16 protein-coding genes are annotated in these 19,526 nt (G+C 57.0%); 10 read left to right on the forward strand and 6 right to left on the reverse strand.

Features of this window, described 5'->3' with window-relative positions:
- Window positions 1-283 precede the first annotated feature (283 nt).
- The 4 genes from ABUK73_RS06960 to ABUK73_RS06975 all read left to right on the forward strand — a co-directional run bounded on the left by ABUK73_RS06960 (window position 284) and on the right by ABUK73_RS06975 (window position 4,355).
- Window positions 284-1,381 carry an LLM class flavin-dependent oxidoreductase gene (locus ABUK73_RS06960; protein ID WP_353576642.1) on the forward strand — a complete coding sequence of 366 codons (1,098 nt, stop codon included), beginning with the start codon at window positions 284-286 and terminating at the stop codon, window positions 1,379-1,381.
- Between the two features lie 121 nt (window positions 1,382-1,502).
- Window positions 1,503-2,699 carry an acyl-CoA dehydrogenase family protein gene (locus tag ABUK73_RS06965; protein ID WP_353576643.1) on the forward strand — a complete coding sequence of 399 codons (1,197 nt, stop codon included), beginning with the start codon at window positions 1,503-1,505 and terminating at the stop codon, window positions 2,697-2,699.
- A 19-nt stretch (window positions 2,700-2,718) separates the two neighbouring features.
- Window positions 2,719-3,720, forward strand: coding sequence for a ketopantoate reductase family protein (locus tag ABUK73_RS06970; protein ID WP_353576644.1), 1,002 nt, complete (start codon window positions 2,719-2,721; stop codon window positions 3,718-3,720).
- Between the two features lie 32 nt (window positions 3,721-3,752).
- Window positions 3,753-4,355: a 2-hydroxychromene-2-carboxylate isomerase gene (locus ABUK73_RS06975; RefSeq protein ID WP_353576645.1), complete on the forward strand. Its 603-nt coding sequence runs from the start codon at window positions 3,753-3,755 to the stop codon at window positions 4,353-4,355.
- A gap of 81 nt (window positions 4,356-4,436) precedes the next feature.
- On the opposite strand, the gene ABUK73_RS06980 is transcribed toward ABUK73_RS06975, so the two are convergent.
- Entirely contained in the window at window positions 4,437-5,867 is a 1,431-nt protein-coding gene (locus ABUK73_RS06980; protein WP_353576646.1) for a mannose-1-phosphate guanylyltransferase/mannose-6-phosphate isomerase, read from the reverse strand.
- Window positions 5,868-6,192: 325 nt separating this feature from the next.
- On the opposite strand from ABUK73_RS06980, the gene ABUK73_RS06985 reads away from it, so the two are divergent.
- The 3 genes from ABUK73_RS06985 to ABUK73_RS06995 all read left to right on the forward strand — a co-directional run bounded on the left by ABUK73_RS06985 (window position 6,193) and on the right by ABUK73_RS06995 (window position 11,552).
- Window positions 6,193-8,481: an NADP-dependent malic enzyme gene (locus ABUK73_RS06985; protein ID WP_353576647.1), complete on the forward strand. Its 2,289-nt coding sequence runs from the start codon at window positions 6,193-6,195 to the stop codon at window positions 8,479-8,481.
- 283 nt (window positions 8,482-8,764) lie between these two features.
- Window positions 8,765-10,225 (forward strand): glycosyltransferase family 39 protein, encoded by a 1,461-nt coding sequence (locus ABUK73_RS06990; RefSeq protein ID WP_353576648.1) that lies wholly within the window; start codon window positions 8,765-8,767, stop codon window positions 10,223-10,225.
- Window positions 10,226-10,298: 73 nt separating this feature from the next.
- Entirely contained in the window at window positions 10,299-11,552 is a 1,254-nt protein-coding gene (locus ABUK73_RS06995) for an NAD(P)/FAD-dependent oxidoreductase (protein WP_353576649.1), read from the forward strand.
- A gap of 59 nt (window positions 11,553-11,611) precedes the next feature.
- On the opposite strand, the gene ABUK73_RS07000 is transcribed toward ABUK73_RS06995, so the two are convergent.
- The 3 genes from ABUK73_RS07000 to ABUK73_RS07010 form a co-directional block, all read right to left on the reverse strand.
- Entirely contained in the window at window positions 11,612-12,559 is a 948-nt protein-coding gene (locus ABUK73_RS07000; RefSeq protein ID WP_113089013.1) for a substrate-binding domain-containing protein, read from the reverse strand.
- A gap of 68 nt (window positions 12,560-12,627) precedes the next feature.
- On the reverse strand, window positions 12,628-13,635 hold the full coding sequence (locus ABUK73_RS07005; RefSeq protein ID WP_113089012.1) for an ABC transporter permease: 1,008 nt from the start codon (window positions 13,633-13,635) through the stop codon (window positions 12,628-12,630).
- Between the two features lie 46 nt (window positions 13,636-13,681).
- Window positions 13,682-15,208, reverse strand: a complete 1,527-nt coding sequence (locus tag ABUK73_RS07010; protein WP_353576650.1) for a sugar ABC transporter ATP-binding protein — start codon at window positions 15,206-15,208, stop codon at window positions 13,682-13,684.
- Window positions 15,209-15,368: 160 nt separating this feature from the next.
- On the opposite strand from ABUK73_RS07010, the gene ABUK73_RS07015 reads away from it, so the two are divergent.
- Window positions 15,369-16,400 (forward strand): LacI family DNA-binding transcriptional regulator, encoded by a 1,032-nt coding sequence (locus ABUK73_RS07015; RefSeq protein WP_353576651.1) that lies wholly within the window; start codon window positions 15,369-15,371, stop codon window positions 16,398-16,400.
- A 48-nt stretch (window positions 16,401-16,448) separates the two neighbouring features.
- On the opposite strand, the gene ABUK73_RS07020 is transcribed toward ABUK73_RS07015, so the two are convergent.
- Window positions 16,449-16,724: a DUF6074 family protein gene (locus ABUK73_RS07020; RefSeq protein ID WP_353576652.1), complete on the reverse strand. Its 276-nt coding sequence runs from the start codon at window positions 16,722-16,724 to the stop codon at window positions 16,449-16,451.
- Between the two features lie 391 nt (window positions 16,725-17,115).
- Here ABUK73_RS07020 and ABUK73_RS07025 point away from each other — a divergent pair, with 391 nt between their 5' ends.
- Window positions 17,116-17,403, forward strand: coding sequence for an exopolysaccharide production repressor protein (locus ABUK73_RS07025; protein WP_353576653.1), 288 nt, complete (start codon window positions 17,116-17,118; stop codon window positions 17,401-17,403).
- A 113-nt stretch (window positions 17,404-17,516) separates the two neighbouring features.
- Entirely contained in the window at window positions 17,517-18,512 is a 996-nt protein-coding gene (locus ABUK73_RS07030) for a glycosyltransferase family 2 protein (protein WP_353576654.1), read from the forward strand.
- Between the two features lie 20 nt (window positions 18,513-18,532).
- On the opposite strand, the gene ABUK73_RS07035 is transcribed toward ABUK73_RS07030, so the two are convergent.
- A complete protein-coding gene (locus tag ABUK73_RS07035; RefSeq protein ID WP_353576655.1) occupies window positions 18,533-19,489 on the reverse strand; it encodes a polysaccharide pyruvyl transferase family protein in 957 nt (318 codons plus the stop codon).
- Window positions 19,490-19,526 lie beyond the last annotated feature (37 nt).

A 19,526-nucleotide genomic window follows, 5' to 3' on the forward strand; every position in this document is an offset into this window, starting at 1 on the left:
AAAACGATCCACTGCACCGATCACTCAACCAAACTCTGCCACTGGGTTAAGAACTGGTTGAGGAGCTAAAAGCCCATTGAGGCGCAGTTAGGGCGCGAAAGTTATGGCGCTCGGCACGAGCTTAAATGAGCAAAAGTCTCTCGTCGGCACGCTTTCATCATCCTGGCCGGATTGGAATTTTATTTCTATTATTTCTATAGACAAAGAACAGCCTGTCTTTCTCACACGGGTATCCGGTCTTAGGTTCTGGGCATTCTTCGAATATCAGCCGCGAGGACAGGGCATGACGACGGAATTCATCAGCGTTACCTTTACAAATCCATCCACGGAACTCGATCCGATCCCCGACCCGTCTATTGATCCGGCTTTTCTCGTGCGCTACGCCCGATCGCTGGATGATTACGGCTTCAACTATACGCTCGTGCCCTATGGATCGTCATCGCACGACCCCTTTACCATCGGCGCGACGATTGCGGCCCATACCAAAAACATCAAGATCATCATCGCGTTGCGACCGAACACAATTTACCCGACCGTCGCCGCCAAGGCTCTGGCGACGCTGGATCAGCTGAGCGGTGGGCGCGTGGTGGTTCACTTCATCGCAGGCGGCAGCGATCAGGAACAGGCACGTGAAGGCGACTTCCTGACCAAGGAACAGCGCTACGAGCGGCTGGAAGAATATATCCGTATTCTGCGTCAGGCCTGGGCCAGCAACGAGCCATTCGATTTCGATGGCACGCACTACCAGTTCAAACAGTTCCGCAACGCCGTGCGTCCAACCCATGGCACGATCCCTGTCTCGGTCGGCGGATCGTCCGATGCGGCCTATCGCATCGGTGGATCGCTGGCGGATATTTTCGGCCTCTGGGGCGAGCCGCTTGCGGAAACGAAAGAACAGATCGACCGCATTTACGGCGAAGCCAAGAAGGCCGGGCGAACAGACCGCCCGCGCATCTGGGTGACCTTCCGTCCTATCGTCGCAGAAACGGACGATCTGGCCTGGGCCAAAGCACACCGTGTGCTGGAAGCGCTGAATGCCAACCGCGAAAAGGGATTGGGCAAGGCGCCGCCAGCCGCGCCTGCACCTGCCAATGTCGGCTCGCAACGCCTGTTGCAGATCGCGGCACGTGGCGACGTGCATGACCGTGCGCTGTGGTACCCGACCGTGACCGCTACCAATGCCAGCGGCGCGTCGACAGCGCTTGTCGGTTCACCACAGACCATTGCCGACTCCATCCTCGACTATGTCGATCTCGGTGCCGATCTGATCTCTATTCGCGGATACGACAATTACAACGATGCCATCGACTATGGCCGTTATGTCCTGCCGCTTGTGCGCGAAGGCCTTGAGCAACGTGAAGGCAAGCGCAAAGTCGCCTGACGCGTCGACGCCCGCTGTTTCCTGACAAGCAGCGGGCCATTTCTACACAGACGGTTCAATGCCGCGCCTAAAATGGAGCGGCCGGATGTTTCCTGTCCGAAGATCAGAAAGCAGGATCAACGTGCCATACGACAATGCAGAGTTGGACAAGGTCGCGGATATTGTCGCAAAAGCGGCCCCGGAAGCTGACAGAGGCGATCAATTCCCATGGACCGGCATTCGCGCCGTGCATGAGGGCGGCTTTCTGGACAGCACTGTCGGCACAGCCTTCGGCGGTAAAGGCGCGACGCTTGTAGACACGGCACATGTTCTGGCGGCATTGGGTCGCGGTGATCCCTCGGTGGCACTTATCACTGCAATGACGCTATACACCCATCTCGGTGAAGCCAGCCGCAACCGCTGGCCACAGGCACTCTATCGCCGCATTCTCGAGGAAACGAAAACGCGTCCCGTGCTGCTCAACGCCGCCCGCGTGGAGCCGGAACTCGGCTCCCCTGCCCGTGGCGGCCTGCCTTCGACACTTGCGCGGCGAACAGGCAATGGATGGTCGATCAGCGGGCGCAAGCGCTTCGTGACCGGCGCGCTCGGCCTGACATACTTTCTGGTTTGGGCGACCACGGACGAAACGCCACAGCGCGTCGGCACCTTCGTCGTTCCTGCCGACAGCCGGGGCATCAACATTATCCAGAACTGGAACAGCCTTGGCATGCGCGCCAGCGGCTCGCATGATGTCGAATTCGATGCGGTTGAAATCCCGCATGAAGACGTCATCGATCTCACCGATATCTCATCGGGCACGCAGGACAATCTCGCCCATGCCGGTATGACACTTGCGCTGACCGCCATTTATCTCGGCGTGGCAGAGGCGGCGCGAGACAATTTCATCCGATTTGCACATGAGCGTGTACCGGCCAATCTCGGCTATCCCGTTGCCCGCACGGAGCGCTTTATCAATCTGGCCGGCGAGATCGATCTTCTCGTTTCCGGCGCGCGCCAGATCATTTTCGATGGCCTGAACCATGGGTTGGCGGACGGTGAACAAATGATCCGGGCACGTCTGCTGGCCGGACGGCAGTTAAAAGAAGCCGTGCAGATCGCAGTCGGCGCACTCGGCAATCCGGGTCTTGGTGCCGATCTTGGTCTGGAGCGGAACTTCCGCGACATTCAGTCGGTTTTAGTGCACGCACCTCAGGAAGATACGTCCGTGGCCATGCTAGGCCGCGCTGCCCTGCAACGGGGAGCGCCAGCACCGACGCCAGCGACATTGAATCCCCGGGCGGAAACCATTAGCTCAGACCCGATCCGCAAAGCTGGCTGAAGGTTCAAGAGGGACAGGCATGACGCGTTACATCATCATCGGGGCGGGCGCCGTGGGAGCAAGCCTTGCCGCTGAATTTCAGCAGGCGGGCATCGACTATGCGCTGGTTGGCAGGGGCCGTCAGATCAAGCATATTCAGGAACATGGCCTGGAATATCGCCGCCCAAGCGGCACGCAGACCATTCGCCTCAATGCGTTCGATGTCAGCGAACCGCCGGGACTGCGCAAAAGCGACATACTTCTATTGACCGTCAAAACGCAGGATGTGGAAGAGGCAACCCGGGACTGGGCGGAACTTCCGCTTGGAGACAGCACCACCGAAACCTCCTCCGACCTGCCCATCGTGACGTTCCAGAACGGGCTTTCCTCGGAAGACATTACGCTCAGACGATTTCAGAATGTCTATGCGGCCAGCATTCTCACGCCTGCGCTCTTCGTGGAAACGGGAAAAGTATCGGTCGCGGGCGATCCGCAGGTTGGTGCGCTCACGCTTGGCCGATATCCAAGCGGAAGGGATGCCATTGCCGATCAGATCACGGCTGATCTGAAAGCAGCCAACTATCTGGCCGAACCACGCGATGACATCCGTCGCTGGAAAGCGGCGAAGCTGCTTCACAATGTGCGCAATGCGGTGGAGCTTTTTGCCGGGACACCGGAGCAACTGCAACAGGCGGGTGACGATCTCAGCCAGGAAGCGGCGCGCGTGCTGAAGGCCGCCGGTTTCGACCCCGCGCAAGCCACTGAGCGGAAGATAAGTCTGGACGGCTGGCGTATTGCCGACAACAGCGGTGTAAAACGCGGCCAGCAATCGACCTGGCAGAGCTTCAGCCGCGGAAGCTCCAGCGAGGTGGATTACCTCAATGGTGAAATCGTCAGGCTCGGGCGCCTGCATGGCATCGAAACGCCGTTCAACAGGGCAATCCAGCAGGCGGCAGCCAGCTTGGCCCGGTCAGGATCGGCACCGGGCTCCATCGATATTGCAGATGTTTTCCCGAAAGCTGCTTTCCAAGAACCGGCCTAAAAACTCGCCGCATTATAATTCAGGACACATCAATGACGAAAACCATCGACTATTTTTTCGGCATCGGCTCGCCCTGGGCCTACATCGGCTTTGATGCCTTTCGCGATCTTGCAGAGCGTTTCGATGTCGAGATCAAGCCCTACGTCATTCCACTGATTGAAGAAAATGGCGGGATTTATTCCCGTAACCGCCCGGATGCGCGCCGCGCCTACTGGACCAAGGATCTCAAGCGTTGGGCCGCACTTCGTGGCAAAGTGCTGAACTTCGACAATCGCGCTGCGCTTTCAGACCCGACACCGGCAGGTTATCTCGTCATCGCCGCAGCCTTGAGAGGCGAGGACTGGGCGGCACTGGCTTCTGCCCTTCAACACGCATCCTGGAGCGAAGGACGCGATATCGGCAATCCGGAGGTTCACATCGCCATTGCCGATGCTGTCGGTCTGAATGGAAAAGAACTGGCTGAACACGCAATTGCAAGCGACGTCAAAGCACAATGGGCGGCGAACTACCACACCGCCAAAGATGCCGGCGTGTTCGGACTGCCGACATTCCGCTACGAGGGCGAGCTTTACTGGGGGCAGGACAGCCTGCCATTTCTGGAACGCCACCTGAGCGGTGAAAAACTCGTGGCCTGACAATCAGGAAATGTAGCCACCAGACTGCATCTGCGGCAAATGTCAGGGTCTGAAACAATAAGACCCTGACAGCAAAACATATCACTCGCGCTTGTAATCATCCTGCAAGCGTCTGATGTCATCCTCACCGAAATACGAGCCTGTCTGGATCTCGATGAGTTCCAGCGGAATCTGGCCGTCATTGGCAAGGCGGTGCGGCTTGCCGAGTGGGATGTAGATCGACTCGTTTTCCGTCAGCAGGCGCGTCTCTTCACCGATGGTCACCGTCGCCGTGCCGCGCACGATGATCCAGTGTTCGGAGCGGTGATAATGCTGCTGCAAAGATATTCTGTGACCCGGCTCCACCTTCAGGTGGCTGACGCGGTAACGCGGGCCGGAATCGGTCTGCTCGATGTGGCCCCACGGGCGATAGGCGCGTCGATGGATTTCCGTCTTGCGCACATGATCGCTGTCTTTCAAAGACTCGACAAGACCTTTGACACTCTGCACCCGGTCTTTCGGCGTCACGAGAACGGCGTCTTTCGTCGCCACCACGACCAAATCCTTGGCACCAACAACCGTCGTTAGAATGCTGCTCGAATGGATGAGGCACCCTTCTGAATCAACGAAAATGCCTTGGCCCTCGACCGCATTGCCATTCTCCTGCTTGTCGGCAATCTCCCAGATCGCATCCCAACTGCCGATATCCGACCAGCGAAAATGGCCTCGGACCACCGCCATGCGCTTGGTGTTTTCAATGACCGCATAATCGATGGAATTCTTCGGCGACTCCTCGAAGCTTTCCTTATGCAATCGAACGAAGCCAAGATCGTTCTCATGCTCATCCACCGAGCGGGTGACGGCGTCGAGAATGTCAGGGACATAGGCTTTCAGTTCGGCGATCATCACATCTGAGCGGAAGAGAAAGTTGCCGGAATTCCAGAGATAGCCTTTTTCCACATAAGAAATGGCCGTCTCCTCATCCGGCTTTTCCACGAAGGCTTCGACCACACACAGGTCTTCATTCCCGTTGATGGGCTCGCCCGGGTTGATATAGCCGTAGGAGATTCTGGGTTCCGTCGGCGTGAGACCGAAGACAACGATATTGCCCTCTTCCGCCGCTTCTGCACCGAGCCTGACGGCATCCGAAAACTTGTCGTTGTCCAGCACCACATGGTCGGCTGCGAGCGCCAGAACCAGCGATCCCGGCTCCCGGCGTTCGGCCAGCACGGCAGCGGCGGCCATGGCGGCTGCGCTATCACGGCGGGCGGGCTCGAGTACGACCGTCGCAGAGAGTTCGATTTCCTCGGCCTGCCTGCGGGCAAAGAAGCGGAAGTCTTCATTGGTTATGACCAGCGGCTCATCGTAAAGCGACTTGTCGCTCACGCGCTGCAATGTCTGCTGATAGGTGGAAAGATGTCCGACGAGCGGCTGAAACTGTTTGGGCAATTGATCGCGTGATACCGGCCACAATCTCGATCCCGCTCCGCCTGCCAGAAGTACCGGGATAATCTTCCGAATTTGTCCGTTCACTGAAACTACCTTTCCAATTCAAACTCATCACTCTTTAACGGCTGCCAGCAAAACATGTGTGAACACGAATGCCAAGGTCGTGTAGTGCGAAGATCGCAACCATTTCCTGCATCGATTTACCGATTGCGCCCGACCCAGCCAGTTCACCAACGACCATACCGGGTTGCGGTTCCGAAATTTTGAGACCAGCTAATCGATTGAAGCGTTCGCCTACCCTATGTATGTTTCGATTTATCGCCGCTTATGGCACTCAGTGCTGGCAGCCTCATGGAAAATACAATAACAACGACCACCATTTTGTAATTCACGAGAAAAGGTGGGGGCCATGTCAGACAAAGCGAAATCCACGAGCGGCAAAACGTCTGTGACAGATCAGGAAGCACTGGACTTTCACTCTCAGGGCAGACCCGGCAAGCTGGAAATCACGCCGACCAAGCCCATGGCCACGCAGCGCGACCTTTCGCTGGCCTATTCCCCCGGCGTCGCCGTGCCGGTCAAGGCAATCGCTGAAAACCCGGATACGGCTTACGACTACACCACCCGTGGCAACATGGTCGCCGTCATTTCCAACGGAACGGCCATTCTCGGTCTTGGCAATCTTGGCGCTCTCGCCTCAAAGCCAGTGATGGAAGGCAAGTCCGTTCTGTTCAAGCGCTTCGCAGATGTGGATTCCATCGATCTGGAAGTTGACACTGAGGATGCGGACGAGTTCATCAACTGCGTGCGTTATCTCGGTCCATCATTCGGTGGCATCAACCTTGAAGACATCAAGGCCCCGGAATGTTTCATCATCGAGAGCCGCCTGCGCGAGATCATGGATATTCCGGTTTTCCATGACGACCAGCATGGCACCGCCATCATCGCTGCCGCTGGCCTCATCAATGCCATTGCCCTGACGGGCCGTGATTTCAACACCACAAAGCTCGTCTGCAACGGTGCTGGTGCCGCAGCCATCGCCTGTATGGACCTGATCAAGGCCATGGGCTTTAACCCTGCCAACATCACACTGTGCGACACCAAGGGCGTTATCTATCAGGGCCGTAGCGAGGGGATGAACCAGTGGAAATCCGCCCACGCCGCAAAGACCGATAACCGCACGCTGGCAGAAGCCATGAAGGGTGCGGATGTGGTGTTCGGCCTTTCCCAGAAGGGCGCCTTCACCGAAGACATGATCCGCTCCATGGCGCCACGGCCGATCATTTTTGCCATGGCCAACCCTGACCCGGAAATCACCCCGGAAGAAGTTGCACGCATTCGTGATGACGCCATTATGGCAACCGGTCGCTCCGACTATCCGAACCAGGTCAACAACGTCCTCGGCTTTCCTTACATCTTCCGCGGTGCGCTGGATGTGCGCGCCAGCCAGATCAATGATGCGATGAAAATCGCTGCTGCCAAGGCGCTGGCTGATCTAGCCCGCGAAGACGTCCCTGACGATGTTGCCGCCGCCTATCAGGGCGTGCGTCCGCGCTTTGGGCCACAATACATTATTCCGGTACCATTCGATCCGCGTCTGATTTCGGCAGTTCCGGTTGCCGTTGCCAAGGCCGCCATGGAAACCGGCGTAGCGCGCCGCGAGTTGGGCGATCTCGAAGCTTATGCCCGCGAGCTTTCCGCCCGCCGCGACCCAATGGCATCGACAACGCAGCGCCTCTACGAGCGTGTGCGCCGTTCCCCCAAGCGCGTCGTTTTTGCCGAGGCGGAAGAAGAACAGGTCATGCGCGCGGCCATCTCCTTCACATCGCAGGGCCTTGGCACCGCAATCCTGCTCGGTCGTGACGATATCATCCGCGCCAATGCGGAGCGTGCGGGCATCGATCTCGACCGCCCGAATATCAAGATTACCAATGCCCGCCTGTCTGAGCGCGTCGATGCCTATATCGACTACCTCTATGCGCGCCTGCAACGCCAGGGTTTCCTGCTGCGCGACGTGCAGCGTCTCGTTCACAACGACCGCAACCACTTTGCCGCCTGCATGGTGGCGCTTGGTGATGCGGATGCGGTGGTAACCGGCACGACGCGTAACTACTCCACAGCGCTGGAAGATATTCGCCGCTGCATCAACACCAAACCGGGACATCGCGTCATCGGCGTTTCGCTGGTCGTTTCGCGCAACCGCACCGTCTTCGTGGCCGACACTGCGGTTCACGACATGCCTTCTGCCGAAGACCTTGCCGATATCGCCGTGGAAGCAGCAGGCCTTGCGCGCCGCTTTGGTTACGAGCCGCGTGTCGCCATGCTTGCCTACTCCACCTTCGGTCATCCCGTGGGTGAGCGTTCCGACAAGGTTCGCGAAGCCGTGCGTATTCTCGACAAGAGAAACGTGAATTTCGAGGTAGATGGCGAGATGGCAGCGGATGTTGCTCTCAATCATCAGAAGATGCAGAGCCAGTATCCGTTTACGCGACTCTCTGGTGCGGCCAATGTTCTGGTCATGCCTGCCATTCACTCGGCATCGATTTCGACAAAGATGTTGCAGGAATTGGGCGGCGCCACCGTCATCGGCCCGCTCCTCGTCGGCCTCGACAAATCGGTCCAGATCACGTCCATGGGTGCCAAAGACAGCGATATCGTCAACATGGCGGCTATCGCGGCTTATAACGCCGGTTACTGACGAAACGACGCCCCTGAATGGGGCGTCTTTCTGGCTTGCGAAACTATCCACAGAACAAATGGCCTCATGTCAAAAAACATGGGGCTAACTTCATGCTTCGGCCACATAGTTCGGTTCTGTCACCGCCATTACGGGATGGGTGAGGGATTCTGCCGCTTGGCAGCAAGACGGACCGGGCATGGATATTACGGGGCACACGGCTGAAAAGCCGATAAATGTGAAAAACGTGGGGTTGTTCAAGAGGCTTACTATATGCCTCACGGAAAACCCGAACGCCGTTATTGTGCTATTCGGCGCATATTTTCTGATCCAGACCATCGTGCGTCAACTCGTGCCGCCCGCGCTGCGCATTGATGAAGCTCAGCAGATTCTCTTCTCCCAGTGGCTGGCTCTGGGTTATGACGCCCAGCCGCCGCTTTACAACTGGTACCAGCAGGCGGTGTTTGCCGTGTTCGGCACGTCGATGGCGACGCTTGCGCTGGCCAAGAATTTCATTCTGTTCCTGACATTTGCCGTTTTTGCGAAAACGGCTGAACTGGTGCTGGAGAACAAGCGCTTCGTCGTTATCGCAACGATGGCGCTTTTCACCATCCCACAGGTCTTCTGGCAGGCGCAGCGGGATCTTACCCACACCGCCATGCTAATGCTGACATTCGCTTTGCTGCTTTATACCAGCGTCCGGCTGATCCAGCGTCCGACAGTCATGGGCTATATTCTGGTGGGCCTCGTCGCTGGCCTAGGCATGCTGTCGAAATACAATTTCGCACTCGCGCTCCCAGCCGTGCTGTTCGCCGTCTTGCTCCACCCGCAGGGACGCGCGCGAGTTTTCGACCGACGTTTCCTTTTGACGATCCTCGTCAGCGTCATCGTTTTCCTGCCGCATGTGTTCTGGCTGATCGACAATCTCGGCTTCGCCTCCGAGGTGACGCTGAAGCGGATGGCAGAAGATGCCCCGGAAAACCGCTTCCTTCAGGTGGCACGCGGGCTGGGCCGTTTCGTCGCTGGTTCACTGATCATTTTCGCGATCCCATCCGTTTTTCTTGCCCTGTCTGCGCGAGGCCAAATCTGGAAATCAAAAACGCCATCCAGCCCGTGGCTACGTTTCTTCCTGCATTATTTCATTGCGGTTTCGGTCCTGATGACGCTCGTCATTCTGATGACGACCATGACGGAATTGCGAGACAGGTGGCTGCTGCCGTTGCTGTTGCCATTCCCCATTCTCGCCGCGCTGGTTTTGGAGCAGCACCTTGCGGACGTTGACCGTTTTCTCGTCCGCTTCCTGCCAATCCCCCTGATCATGCTGGTCCTCGTGCCCGTCGCTCTGCTGCTGTCGCAGCCGGTCATGGCGTTACTCGGAAAGACGTCCAGCTCGAATTACGACTGGCAAGCATTTCGTCAGCATGTGGTTGAGAAGGAGGGCATTTCTCCCTCTGTTATCGTGACACCGAATTGGCCAGCGGGCGGAAATCTACGCTTCATTTTCCCGGACGTGCCGGTCGCAACGACCATATATGACGATTACGATCCGCCGTTTACGATTTCCGATGAGCATCCGGCTCTTTTCGTCTGGACGGGCAATGACGCTGGCGCTCCAGCCCTGACGCAGTGGCTCGAAGGACAGTTGAACGCTGATGTTAAAGGGTTACAGACATCAATTCTGGATGTGCCTCTATACTATCCTGTCAAAGACAAGGCTTTGCGCTTCAACTACGCGCTGGTCAAGCCATCCAATATCGAAAAGTAAGACCGCAGCCACCTTGTCGACAGTTTGCATTTAACCGTGTAATCGGTGTGCATCGATTTTCGGGATGATTTGGATGAACGCTTCAGAAAAATGCGAAGTGCTGGTGATCGGAACTGGCATTATCGGCGTGATGACAGCTCTTTACCTTCAAAATGCTGGTAAAACCGTCGCACTTCTCGAGCGCGGCGAGCTTGCCCGGGGGGCTAGCGCTGGCAATGCGGGCATTTTAGCCTTTCCAGAAATCATTCCCATTCCAGCACCCGGCGTGATGAAAAAGGCGCCGCGCTGGCTGATTGATCCCCTCGGCCCGCTCAGCGTTCCGCCCGCTTACGCGCTCAAGATCGCACCGTGGCTGTGGCAATTCTGGAAAGCCAGTTCGCCGCGTCGGTTTCAGCACGGCCTCAATGTCCAGATCGCCATGATGCGTCTTGCCGCCAGTGAGATGCAGACGGTCGCGGCAATGCCGGAACTCGCGCACCACATCTCTAATACCGGAACGCTGGACCTGTATGACACGAGGGCCAGCTTCGATGCCGCACGACGGGACTGGGACGAAAAAGAGCGGGCCGGAGTAACCGTCTCGCGTGTCGGAAGAGCCGAGATAGAACAGCTTCAGCCCGGCCTCGCGCCCCGTTTCCAGCATGCCATGTTCACGCCCGGTGGCCTTCAGGTCGCAGACCCTTACGAATTCACGAGAGCGATTGCTGACCTCGTCATCGCGCGTGGCGCGACATTGCGCAAGGGTGAAGCGGTGCGCGTAGAGACGGTTGGTGAAAGCACCATCGTTTCCCTAAAAACCGGCGAGAAAATCGATGCCGACAAGGTAGTGATTGCCTGTGGTGCATGGTCAAAAACGCTTGCCGCATCTCTCGGCAACATCGTGCCTCTGGAAACCGAACGGGGATATAACACCACGCTTCCCGCAGGTTCTTTCGATCTGACACGGCAGCTTTATTTCAACGACCACGCCTTCGTCGTAACGCCGCTCTCATCGGGTATTCGCGTGGGCGGTGCCGTGGAACTTGGCGGTCTCGATCTGCCTCCCAACTTCCGTCGGTCAGAAGCCCTTCTTAAAAAGGCGAGCCAATTTCTGCCGGGTCTGAAAACGGAAGATGGAAAACAATGGATGGGCTTCCGACCCTCCATGCCGGACTGCCTGCCGGTTATCGGTCCCTCACGCGCCAGCAATACGGTCATCTATGCCTTCGGCCACGGACATCTGGGGCTGACACAATCAGCGGCTACCGCAAGGCTGGTCACCGAACTGGTCAGCGGTGCTGAAACCCCCATTTCCGTCGATCCCTTCCGCGCCAGCCGTTTCGGCTGATCGCATAAAAAGAAAAAGGCCCGCTCTTCCGAACGGGCCTCTGATATCCGTCTTAAAAATCAGAACGGCGAATCTGGGAAGTAGAAGTCCTTGGCGTTGTCCTTGGTCACCAGCGTTGCATCCAGAATGTAGGTGCCGCGCACGGGAACCTGATCGTAGAAATTGGCGGCGGTCAACTGCATGGCGGTGGCCACCATTGCTGGCGGATAGAGGACATCGACAGGGATCATCTTGTCGCCATCCATGACCTTCTTGATCATGTCCTTCGAACCGGCACCGGCAACGACATATTTAATGTCGGTGCGCTTGGCCTGCTCGATGGCCTGAAGAACGCCAACGGCCATGTCGTCATCCTGGCACCAGACGACATCGATCTTCGGATATTTCGTCAGATAATCCTGCATGACCTTGAAGGCATCGTCGCGGTTCCAGTTGCCGAACTGACGGTCCAGAACCTTGACCTTGGAACCGGCAATACCCTTATCGAAACCATCCTGACGCTGCTGATCGATGGGGATCGGCAGACCGCGAATGATGACCACTTCGGCATCGGGTGTCTTCTCAGCAATGTATTTACCGGCGACTTCGCCCAGCGCCGGGTTGTTGCCAGCGACGTAAAGGTCGCGAACCGTATCGTCATTGACGCTTGGCGCGCGGTCGACAAGCGCAACGAACTTGCCGTTGGCCTTCACTTCCTTGATGGCGTTGACCAGCGGATCCGGGTCAGACGGCAGAATGACGAGCGCGTCGATGCCCTGTGTTTCCAAGTCCTGAACGGCATTCGCCTGCGTTGCCGCATCCGGCGATGTCTTGACGATGACGTTGAGGCCGGGATGTTCCTGCATCAACAGCTTTGCCACGCGCTCTGCATGGTAAACCACACCAGACGTCCAGCCGTGATCCGCCGCAGGGATCGAGACGCCAATCGTCACCTTCTTATCCTGTGCCTGCACTGCCCCCGATAGCGCAACCAGCGCCACAGCCATTCCCAACAGTCTTTTCCGCATGTGTGTTCCTCCCACATAGATAGGTCTCGATTTCTTGGACCCGGGCGACCTGTTGACCCGGTAACTCTTTATGATCTGCGCATCAGAGAGCGCTGGACCAGCATGGCGATGATGATGATTGCGCCCTGAATTGCACCGATCAGATATTCGCTGATGAAGTTGGACAGCAGCATGATGTTGCCGACCAGTTCGAGAATGAAGGCGCCGCAAATCGTGCCCCACACACGCCCTGCTCCGCCCTTCAGCGCCGTTCCACCCACCACGACGGCGGTGATGGCCTGCAACTCCCACATCATGCCCGTCGTGGCAGATGTCGAGCCCAGACGCGGCACGTACAGAAGTACGGCAATGGCAACGCAAAGCCCCTGAATGACAAAGGCTACGGTACGGACACGGTTGACGGCAACGCCCGAATATTTGGCGACATCCCGGTTCGAACCAACTGCAGTGACATGGCGACCATAGCGGGTGCGATAAAGAATGAAGGCAGCGATTGCGGTAACGGCCAGAATGACCAGGATAGGGATCGGCACGCCAAGGAACGATCCGAAATAAACCGGGCGATACATGGATTGCAGCTGCGGCTCGCGCAGCGTGATCGCGCCACCCTGTGAAAGCCATGTCGTCAGGCCGCGATAGACGCCCATCGTGCCGAGCGTGGCGATGAAGGGTTCGATCTTGCCGACCGTGGTGATCAAGCCGTTGGCAAGGCCGCAGAGCGCACCGGCAACGAGTGTGAAGACCACGGCAAGCACCAGCATCGATGCCGGATCGGCAACCACACCGGAATTCATAAGCAAGATCATGAGGCTGGCCACAAAGGCCACCATCGAGCCGACCGACAGATCGAGATCACCGGCGGAAATGACGAAGGTGGCACCGACCGCAATAATGGCGATGAAGGCGCTACGCGTTGCCACATTGGCCAGATTGTTGATGCTGATGAAGTTCGGATTGACCATCGCCCCGACGATCAACAATAAAAGCAGAGCGACGAAGGGCGCGACCGCACGCAGATCTATATCGCGAAGCGACCGCCCCGGTCTTTTTTCCTTGCTGTCTTCACTGACACTCATACCCAAAACAGACCTCCCGCCCTGTCATATCGGCCATTGGCCGTCGCTACGCTGCTGACTTTGTTTTTAGCCCTGCCGCATAGCGCATGATTTCCCGTTCGTTGATTTCGTCGCCTTCCAGCATGCCGACCATGCGCCCTTCGCGCATAACCGCCACGCGGGTGCAAAGCCCGATGACTTCCTGCATTTCCGACGAGACGACGATGACCGAGTGGCCGTCCCGCGCCAAAGCGGAAATGAAATGATAGATTTGCTGCTTGGTGCCGACATCGATGCCGCGCGTCGGTTCATCGATGATGATGATTTTAGGCTCCGTCTCCATGACCTTCGCCAGTAGCAGCTTTTGCTGGTTGCCCCCGGACATGCGCCCGACAACGACACTGCCATCCCGCACGCGGATATCGAAACGACGGCGCGCTCTTTCCAGCGATTTGGCTTCACTGGAGGCGCTGAGATAGCCGAATTTTCCGTGCCGCTCCAAGGATTGCAGCGTCAGGTTCAGACCCATTCCGGCGCCCAGAAGCAAGCCTTTGGATTTGCGGTCCTTCGTCATATAGGCAAGCCCGGCATCGATCGACGCGTGCAGATCATGCGGCGGCAAGAGTTGCCCATTCACATGGACTTCGCCCGAAGAGCGTGCGCGCAACCCAACAATCGCTTCGGCAAGCTCCGTACGACCGGAACCGATAAGCCCGGAAAACCCAATGATTTCGCCTTTGCGAAGATCGAAAGTCGCCTCCTGAACATAGCGGGTGGACACACCTTTGACGCTGAGAACGACTTTCTCATCGACATCGGGTTCACGCTTGGCCGGGTACAGGCTGGAAAGCTCGCGTCCGACCATCAGCTGTGCAATGGCTTCACCATCCAGCATCGAGGTCGGCGCCGTCTTAACCCAGTGGCCATCGCGCAAGACGGTCACGCGATCCGTCAGCTCCATCACCTCGTCCAGCTTGTGCGACACAAAGACGAAACTCGTGCCCTTGTCGCGTAACTTGCGGACCTGCTGAAACAGATAATTGGTTTCTTCGCGCGACAGAACCGCTGTCGGCTCATCCATGAAAACGATCCGGGCATCGCGGCTGATGGCCTTGGCGATTTCCACCATCTGCTTTTCCGCAATGGAGAGTGACCCGATCATGGCATTTTCATCGACGTGACAGCCGAGCTGATCGAGAACGCGGCGCGTCTCCGCGCGCATCGCCTTGCGGTTCAGCACACCGAAATTCGTCACTTCCCGGCCAAGAAACAGGCTCTCCGTAACGGTCAGATGTTCCGCGAGGTTGAATTCCTGATGAATGATGACAATGCCAAGCGCTTCCGCTGCGCCATTCGGCGGCAGCTTTACTGGCTTGCCATCAAGGAGGATTTCGCCGGTGCTGGGTTGTTCGAAACCAGACAGGACTTTGACAAGTGTGGATTTGCCCGCGCCATTCTCACCCATCAGCGCGTGAATTTCACCCGGCTTCAGGTCAAAATTGACGCTGAACAGCACTTGCACGCCGTTGAACGATTTTGAAATACGCCGAGCAGACAGCACTGTGCCGCCGCCATCAGCAATGTCCGTATCCATGATGTCCTCCAGACGTCTCCCTACGTCTGGGGCTTATGTAAACCTTTACACTACCTATGTAAAGGTTTACATTGCGCACAATCAACACATTTGGTTGATCCTGTTTGACGGATCGGCAAGTCTGTGTAGTGTCCGGTCGCGCATATATCCGAGGCCCTCATTGTCCATTCCCTCATCTGCTACAATCGAAGACGTTGCCCGGATTGCGGAGGTTTCCATCGCGACGGTGTCGCGCGCCATCCACACACCGGAAAAGGTGGCGAATTCCACGCGGCTGAAGGTCAATCAGGCCATTGCCGTCACTGGCTACACCACGAATGCCATGGCACGCAGCCTCCGGCTCGGTCGCTCCAACATGATTCTCGTGGTCGCGCCTGATATTGGCGACCCGAATTTCTCTAACATTCTCGTTGGCCTGGAGAACGAAGCGCGCGCGCATGGCTATGGCATTCTGATCGGCCATACGCAGAACGATGCGCAGCGCGGGTTGGAATATCTGAAGTTCCTCAATTCAAACCAGGCGGCGGGGCTGATTCTTTTCACCGGCATCCTGCCATTTGGGCATCAGGCGATGACCGCACAGCTACCGCCAAGTGTCGGCGTTTTTGAGCCGATTTATAATGGCGGCATTCCCTATGTCGGCGTGGATGATATCGCTGGCGCGCGCAAGATCGTGGATATGCTGATTGCGGAAGGTCACGAGCGTATCGCCTTCATCGGCGATTCCCGCGTTCGCCTTGCCTATAATCGGCGGAGAAAGGGTTTCGATGACGGCATGATGGCTGCGGGGCTAAAGCCGATTCCCGGCATGATCATCGAAGGGGATGGCACGCTGGAGAGCGGGCGCCTCGCCATCGAGCAGCTGTTCATGCGCGATACTTTGCCGACGGCCTTCATGTGCGTGAACGATCAGACAGCCATCGGCGTGATGATCGGTCTCACCGCCCGAGGCTACGATATTCCGCGCGATTTTTCGGTCACAGGTTTTGACGACGTGCCTCAGGCAGTTTTCATGTCGCCCGCGCTGACGACAATCCGCCAGCCCAGAACATCCATCGGCAAACACGCCATGGCGCTGCTGCTCGATCTCTTGGGAGGTCAGCAGCCGGAGCAGCCGGAAATTTTGCTGACACCGGATCTCATCGTTCGAAATTCGGTCGGCGCACCCGCCAAGCGGCTGGCCCACAAATAGCAGGGACGGCAGCAGGCGCTGCCCCATCACCTACTACAATGTCTTATATCAATAGCCTTCGCGGCGCGCAGGCTCGTCCTGCTGGCAACCGGCCCAGAGTTCGGCCTGAACCACATTCTGGAATTCCAGGACTTCCTGACGCATGGCAGAATCGTCGTAACCGAGATTGAGGAGATGCGCGGCAAGCGCCCGGCACTCATCCCGCCAGAAGCGGTTGGCTTCTTCTCCGTGAAGCACTTCAAGCATCTGAACGCACCGCTTTATATCAGCGACGCGATTTTTGGCGGGAAACGCAATTACTTCTGAACGCTCTGTCACACGCACACCTTACAGCTTGGGGAATCAACGCCTTATCTTTACCGGTGACATGGTTAACGAAGTCTACAGAAGCAGGATCATCGTGGCTGCTACGGCAGAAATCTCTTTCTGTGCGTGGGTGGGCGAGTGAAGATCAGCATGATGGAGGCGCAGTATTAATGCCTCGTCAACCATAGAGACTGATCAACATGCGTCATAATCCCTCACGCATCCGTGAAAATACTGAAAATTTGCGTAAATTTTACCATTAAAGATTACCGAAATTTCATGGTACGCGCGGTAAGGGAAGTATAACTGTGTTGAAACGACATCCGTTTCATAATATATTCCACTCAAAAGAAGCCTATTAAAACGCATTTCTCCTTTGTGAGAGAATGCCTAAGCGGAGGAGAAAGATATGTACGCCCCGCGCGTTTTCGTCAGCATGATATGCGCTTTGCTGGTGTTTGCGGTTGCGACATATTTTATCCATGGCTCTTTCTACACCACGCTTCTCCAGACGCTGCTCTGTCTCGTCATCATTCAGGTCGGGTATTTCATCGGCATTCTCGTACTCGTCGCGCGCGAGAAGAAACAGATGCGCGATGCGCTCGCATTCCAGAAAGATATTCCTGCGGCACCTGAAAAATCCGTTTCGGAAACCCTGACGCCCGTCGCCCACAGCGCCAAGCTGAGTGATTTTTAAGAGCCACTGCTTTCCGCATGCCATATTTCGCAGGTGCGAAATAATCTTGCCTCTTCCTTATCTCTGACATTTTCTGCGTCGAAAAAGTCGATGTAACAAAGCAGGGAGTAGGCATGACCCCGGACTTGCAATCCATTTGCGTCATTATCGCTGCGAAAAACGCGTCCGATACCATCGCAACCGCCATCGTCTCCGCACTTGTGGAGCCGGAAGTCAGCGAAGTCGTGGTCATCGATGACGGATCGACGGATGCGACGGCAGCGGTGGCGCAATCCTTCGATGATGGCACCGGACGTTTGAAAGTCGAGCGTTTCGAGGTCAATCGTGGCCCGTCGGCGGCGCGTAATCACGCCATTTCCATATCGACAGCTCCCCTCATCGCCATTCTGGATGCCGATGATTTCTTTTTCCGCGGGCGCTTCGCCGCCATGCTGGAAAGTGACGATTGGGATCTGGTCGCTGATAACATCGCCTTCATTCAGCAATCGGTATCTGGCGCATCCTCCATGGTGCCGACCCGGTTTGCGCCGGAAGAGCATTTTCTTCAACTGGCGGAATTCGTTGAAGGCAATATTTCCAAACGTGGCGTGGAGCGGGGCGAGACCGGCTTTCTGAAGCCTGTCATCAGACGCGCCTTTCTCGACAATCATGGCCTGCGCTATGACGAGGCCTTGCGCCTTGGCGAGGATTACGAGCTTTATGTGCGGGCGCTGGCCTGCGGCGCGCGATACAAGGTCATCCGCAATTGCGGTTATGGCGCCATTGTTCGTGGTGACTCCCTGAGCGGTCGCCACCGCACCGAAGATTTGGGCCAGCTCTATGAAGCAGACCGCAAAATTCTTGCGACCTATTCCCTGACACCGCGGGAAACCGCCATTCTGCAAGAACACGAGCGTCACATTCGCGAGAAATTCGAACTGCGTGATTTCCTGGATGCAAAGTCGAAAGCCGGTCTCGGTGGCGCGATGACGCACGCGTTGAAGCGACTGCCTGCTGTTCCAGCGATTGCTCAGGGCATATGGCTTGATAAGACGGCGCGGTATCGCAAGAAGCCGCAACAGGTTGCGGATATCCGTTATCTGCTGAGAGCAACGCCGCTCAACCCGTGAGATGAGCGGCGTTTATTGCGTTAGAAATAATCTCTCTTGATCGATTCAAGAACGGCCTGAAAACGTTCTTTTCGCTCTTCCAGACGACCGTCCGGGCTCAGCCGTGGCTCAGCCCGGCTGGCCTGCCAAAGGGCAAGAGTCGAAGGCGCAGCCAGAACCTGCTTTGCCAGCTTGCGCAGAGAGCGTTGCTCCTGATGCGGACGCACCAGCAACTCGCCATCATGTGACGGTTCCGACGTGTGATTCTCAACAATCTCTGGCGGCGGTGGTGGCGGGAAGCTCATTCCCCAGAACTTCGAGCCCTTCTTGGCGGCCTCTGCGCGCGTGGAAACCGGCACATAACGCGGCTCATATTTCACGCCGACACTGCCTGCCCAATCGCTCCATTTGAAGCTGTTGATGGAGGTCGATGTGCTGACGGCGACCCACGGCACGCGGAAAGCATCGGCAAGGATCGCACCATGCATCGATTCGGCAACGATGAATTCCGATTGCGCGATGTGCTTGATGACGGCTTTGGCTTCGCCGCGCGGATCAAGATAGGTCAGGCCAGCCGGTTCGCAGACGGTCTCCCACATGCCGAATTCGGCAGATTCCCAGTGCGGCACGAATGTCTTCTTGTGCAGCTTCGGCAGGTTCTTGAAGTCCGGCATTTCGGTGACCATAACGGCCGGATCGACAATGCCCATCTCCGAGGGCAGGCCAAGCTTGGCCGCTGTCATCTCACCACGCACGCAGCGTATGTCCCAGAGTTCCTTGTTGGAAATATCCGGCACTGCGCCATAACCGTAACCGCTACCGATAATGAGCTTGCGCTGCTCCGGCGGGAAAAGAACGTCGTTGAGAACGGTTCCGACACCGACTAGCAGAACATCCGGATGGACATCACGCAGACCGGGCAGCAGGAAATCCCAAAGCCAAAGATTGAGGTCATCGCCGAAATTGCCGTGATGCGATTCCCAGTGATAGGGTTTCATGGACTACTCCTGAATAAAAAATATCGGTTACAGCGGC

The sequence above is a fragment of the Agrobacterium vacciniicorymbosi genome, assembly GCF_040427045.1.
Classification (GTDB): Bacteria; Pseudomonadota; Alphaproteobacteria; order Rhizobiales; family Rhizobiaceae; genus Agrobacterium.

Coding starts and splice junctions, on each gene's coding strand:
- ABUK73_RS06960 (WP_353576642.1), top strand. CDS start 284: ATGACGACGGAATTCATCAGCGTTACCTTTACAAATCCATCCACGGAA.
- ABUK73_RS06970 (WP_353576644.1), top strand. CDS start 2,719: ATGACGCGTTACATCATCATCGGGGCGGGCGCCGTGGGAGCAAGCCTT.
- ABUK73_RS06975 (WP_353576645.1), top strand. CDS start 3,753: ATGACGAAAACCATCGACTATTTTTTCGGCATCGGCTCGCCCTGGGCC.
- ABUK73_RS06985 (WP_353576647.1), top strand. CDS start 6,193: ATGTCAGACAAAGCGAAATCCACGAGCGGCAAAACGTCTGTGACAGAT.
- ABUK73_RS06995 (WP_353576649.1), top strand. CDS start 10,299: ATGAACGCTTCAGAAAAATGCGAAGTGCTGGTGATCGGAACTGGCATT.
- ABUK73_RS07000 (WP_113089013.1), bottom strand. CDS start 12,559: ATGCGGAAAAGACTGTTGGGAATGGCTGTGGCGCTGGTTGCGCTATCG.
- ABUK73_RS07005 (WP_113089012.1), bottom strand. CDS start 13,635: ATGAGTGTCAGTGAAGACAGCAAGGAAAAAAGACCGGGGCGGTCGCTT.
- ABUK73_RS07010 (WP_353576650.1), bottom strand. CDS start 15,208: ATGGATACGGACATTGCTGATGGCGGCGGCACAGTGCTGTCTGCTCGG.
- ABUK73_RS07025 (WP_353576653.1), top strand. CDS start 17,116: ATGTACGCCCCGCGCGTTTTCGTCAGCATGATATGCGCTTTGCTGGTG.
- ABUK73_RS07030 (WP_353576654.1), top strand. CDS start 17,517: ATGACCCCGGACTTGCAATCCATTTGCGTCATTATCGCTGCGAAAAAC.
- ABUK73_RS07035 (WP_353576655.1), bottom strand. CDS start 19,489: ATGAAACCCTATCACTGGGAATCGCATCACGGCAATTTCGGCGATGAC.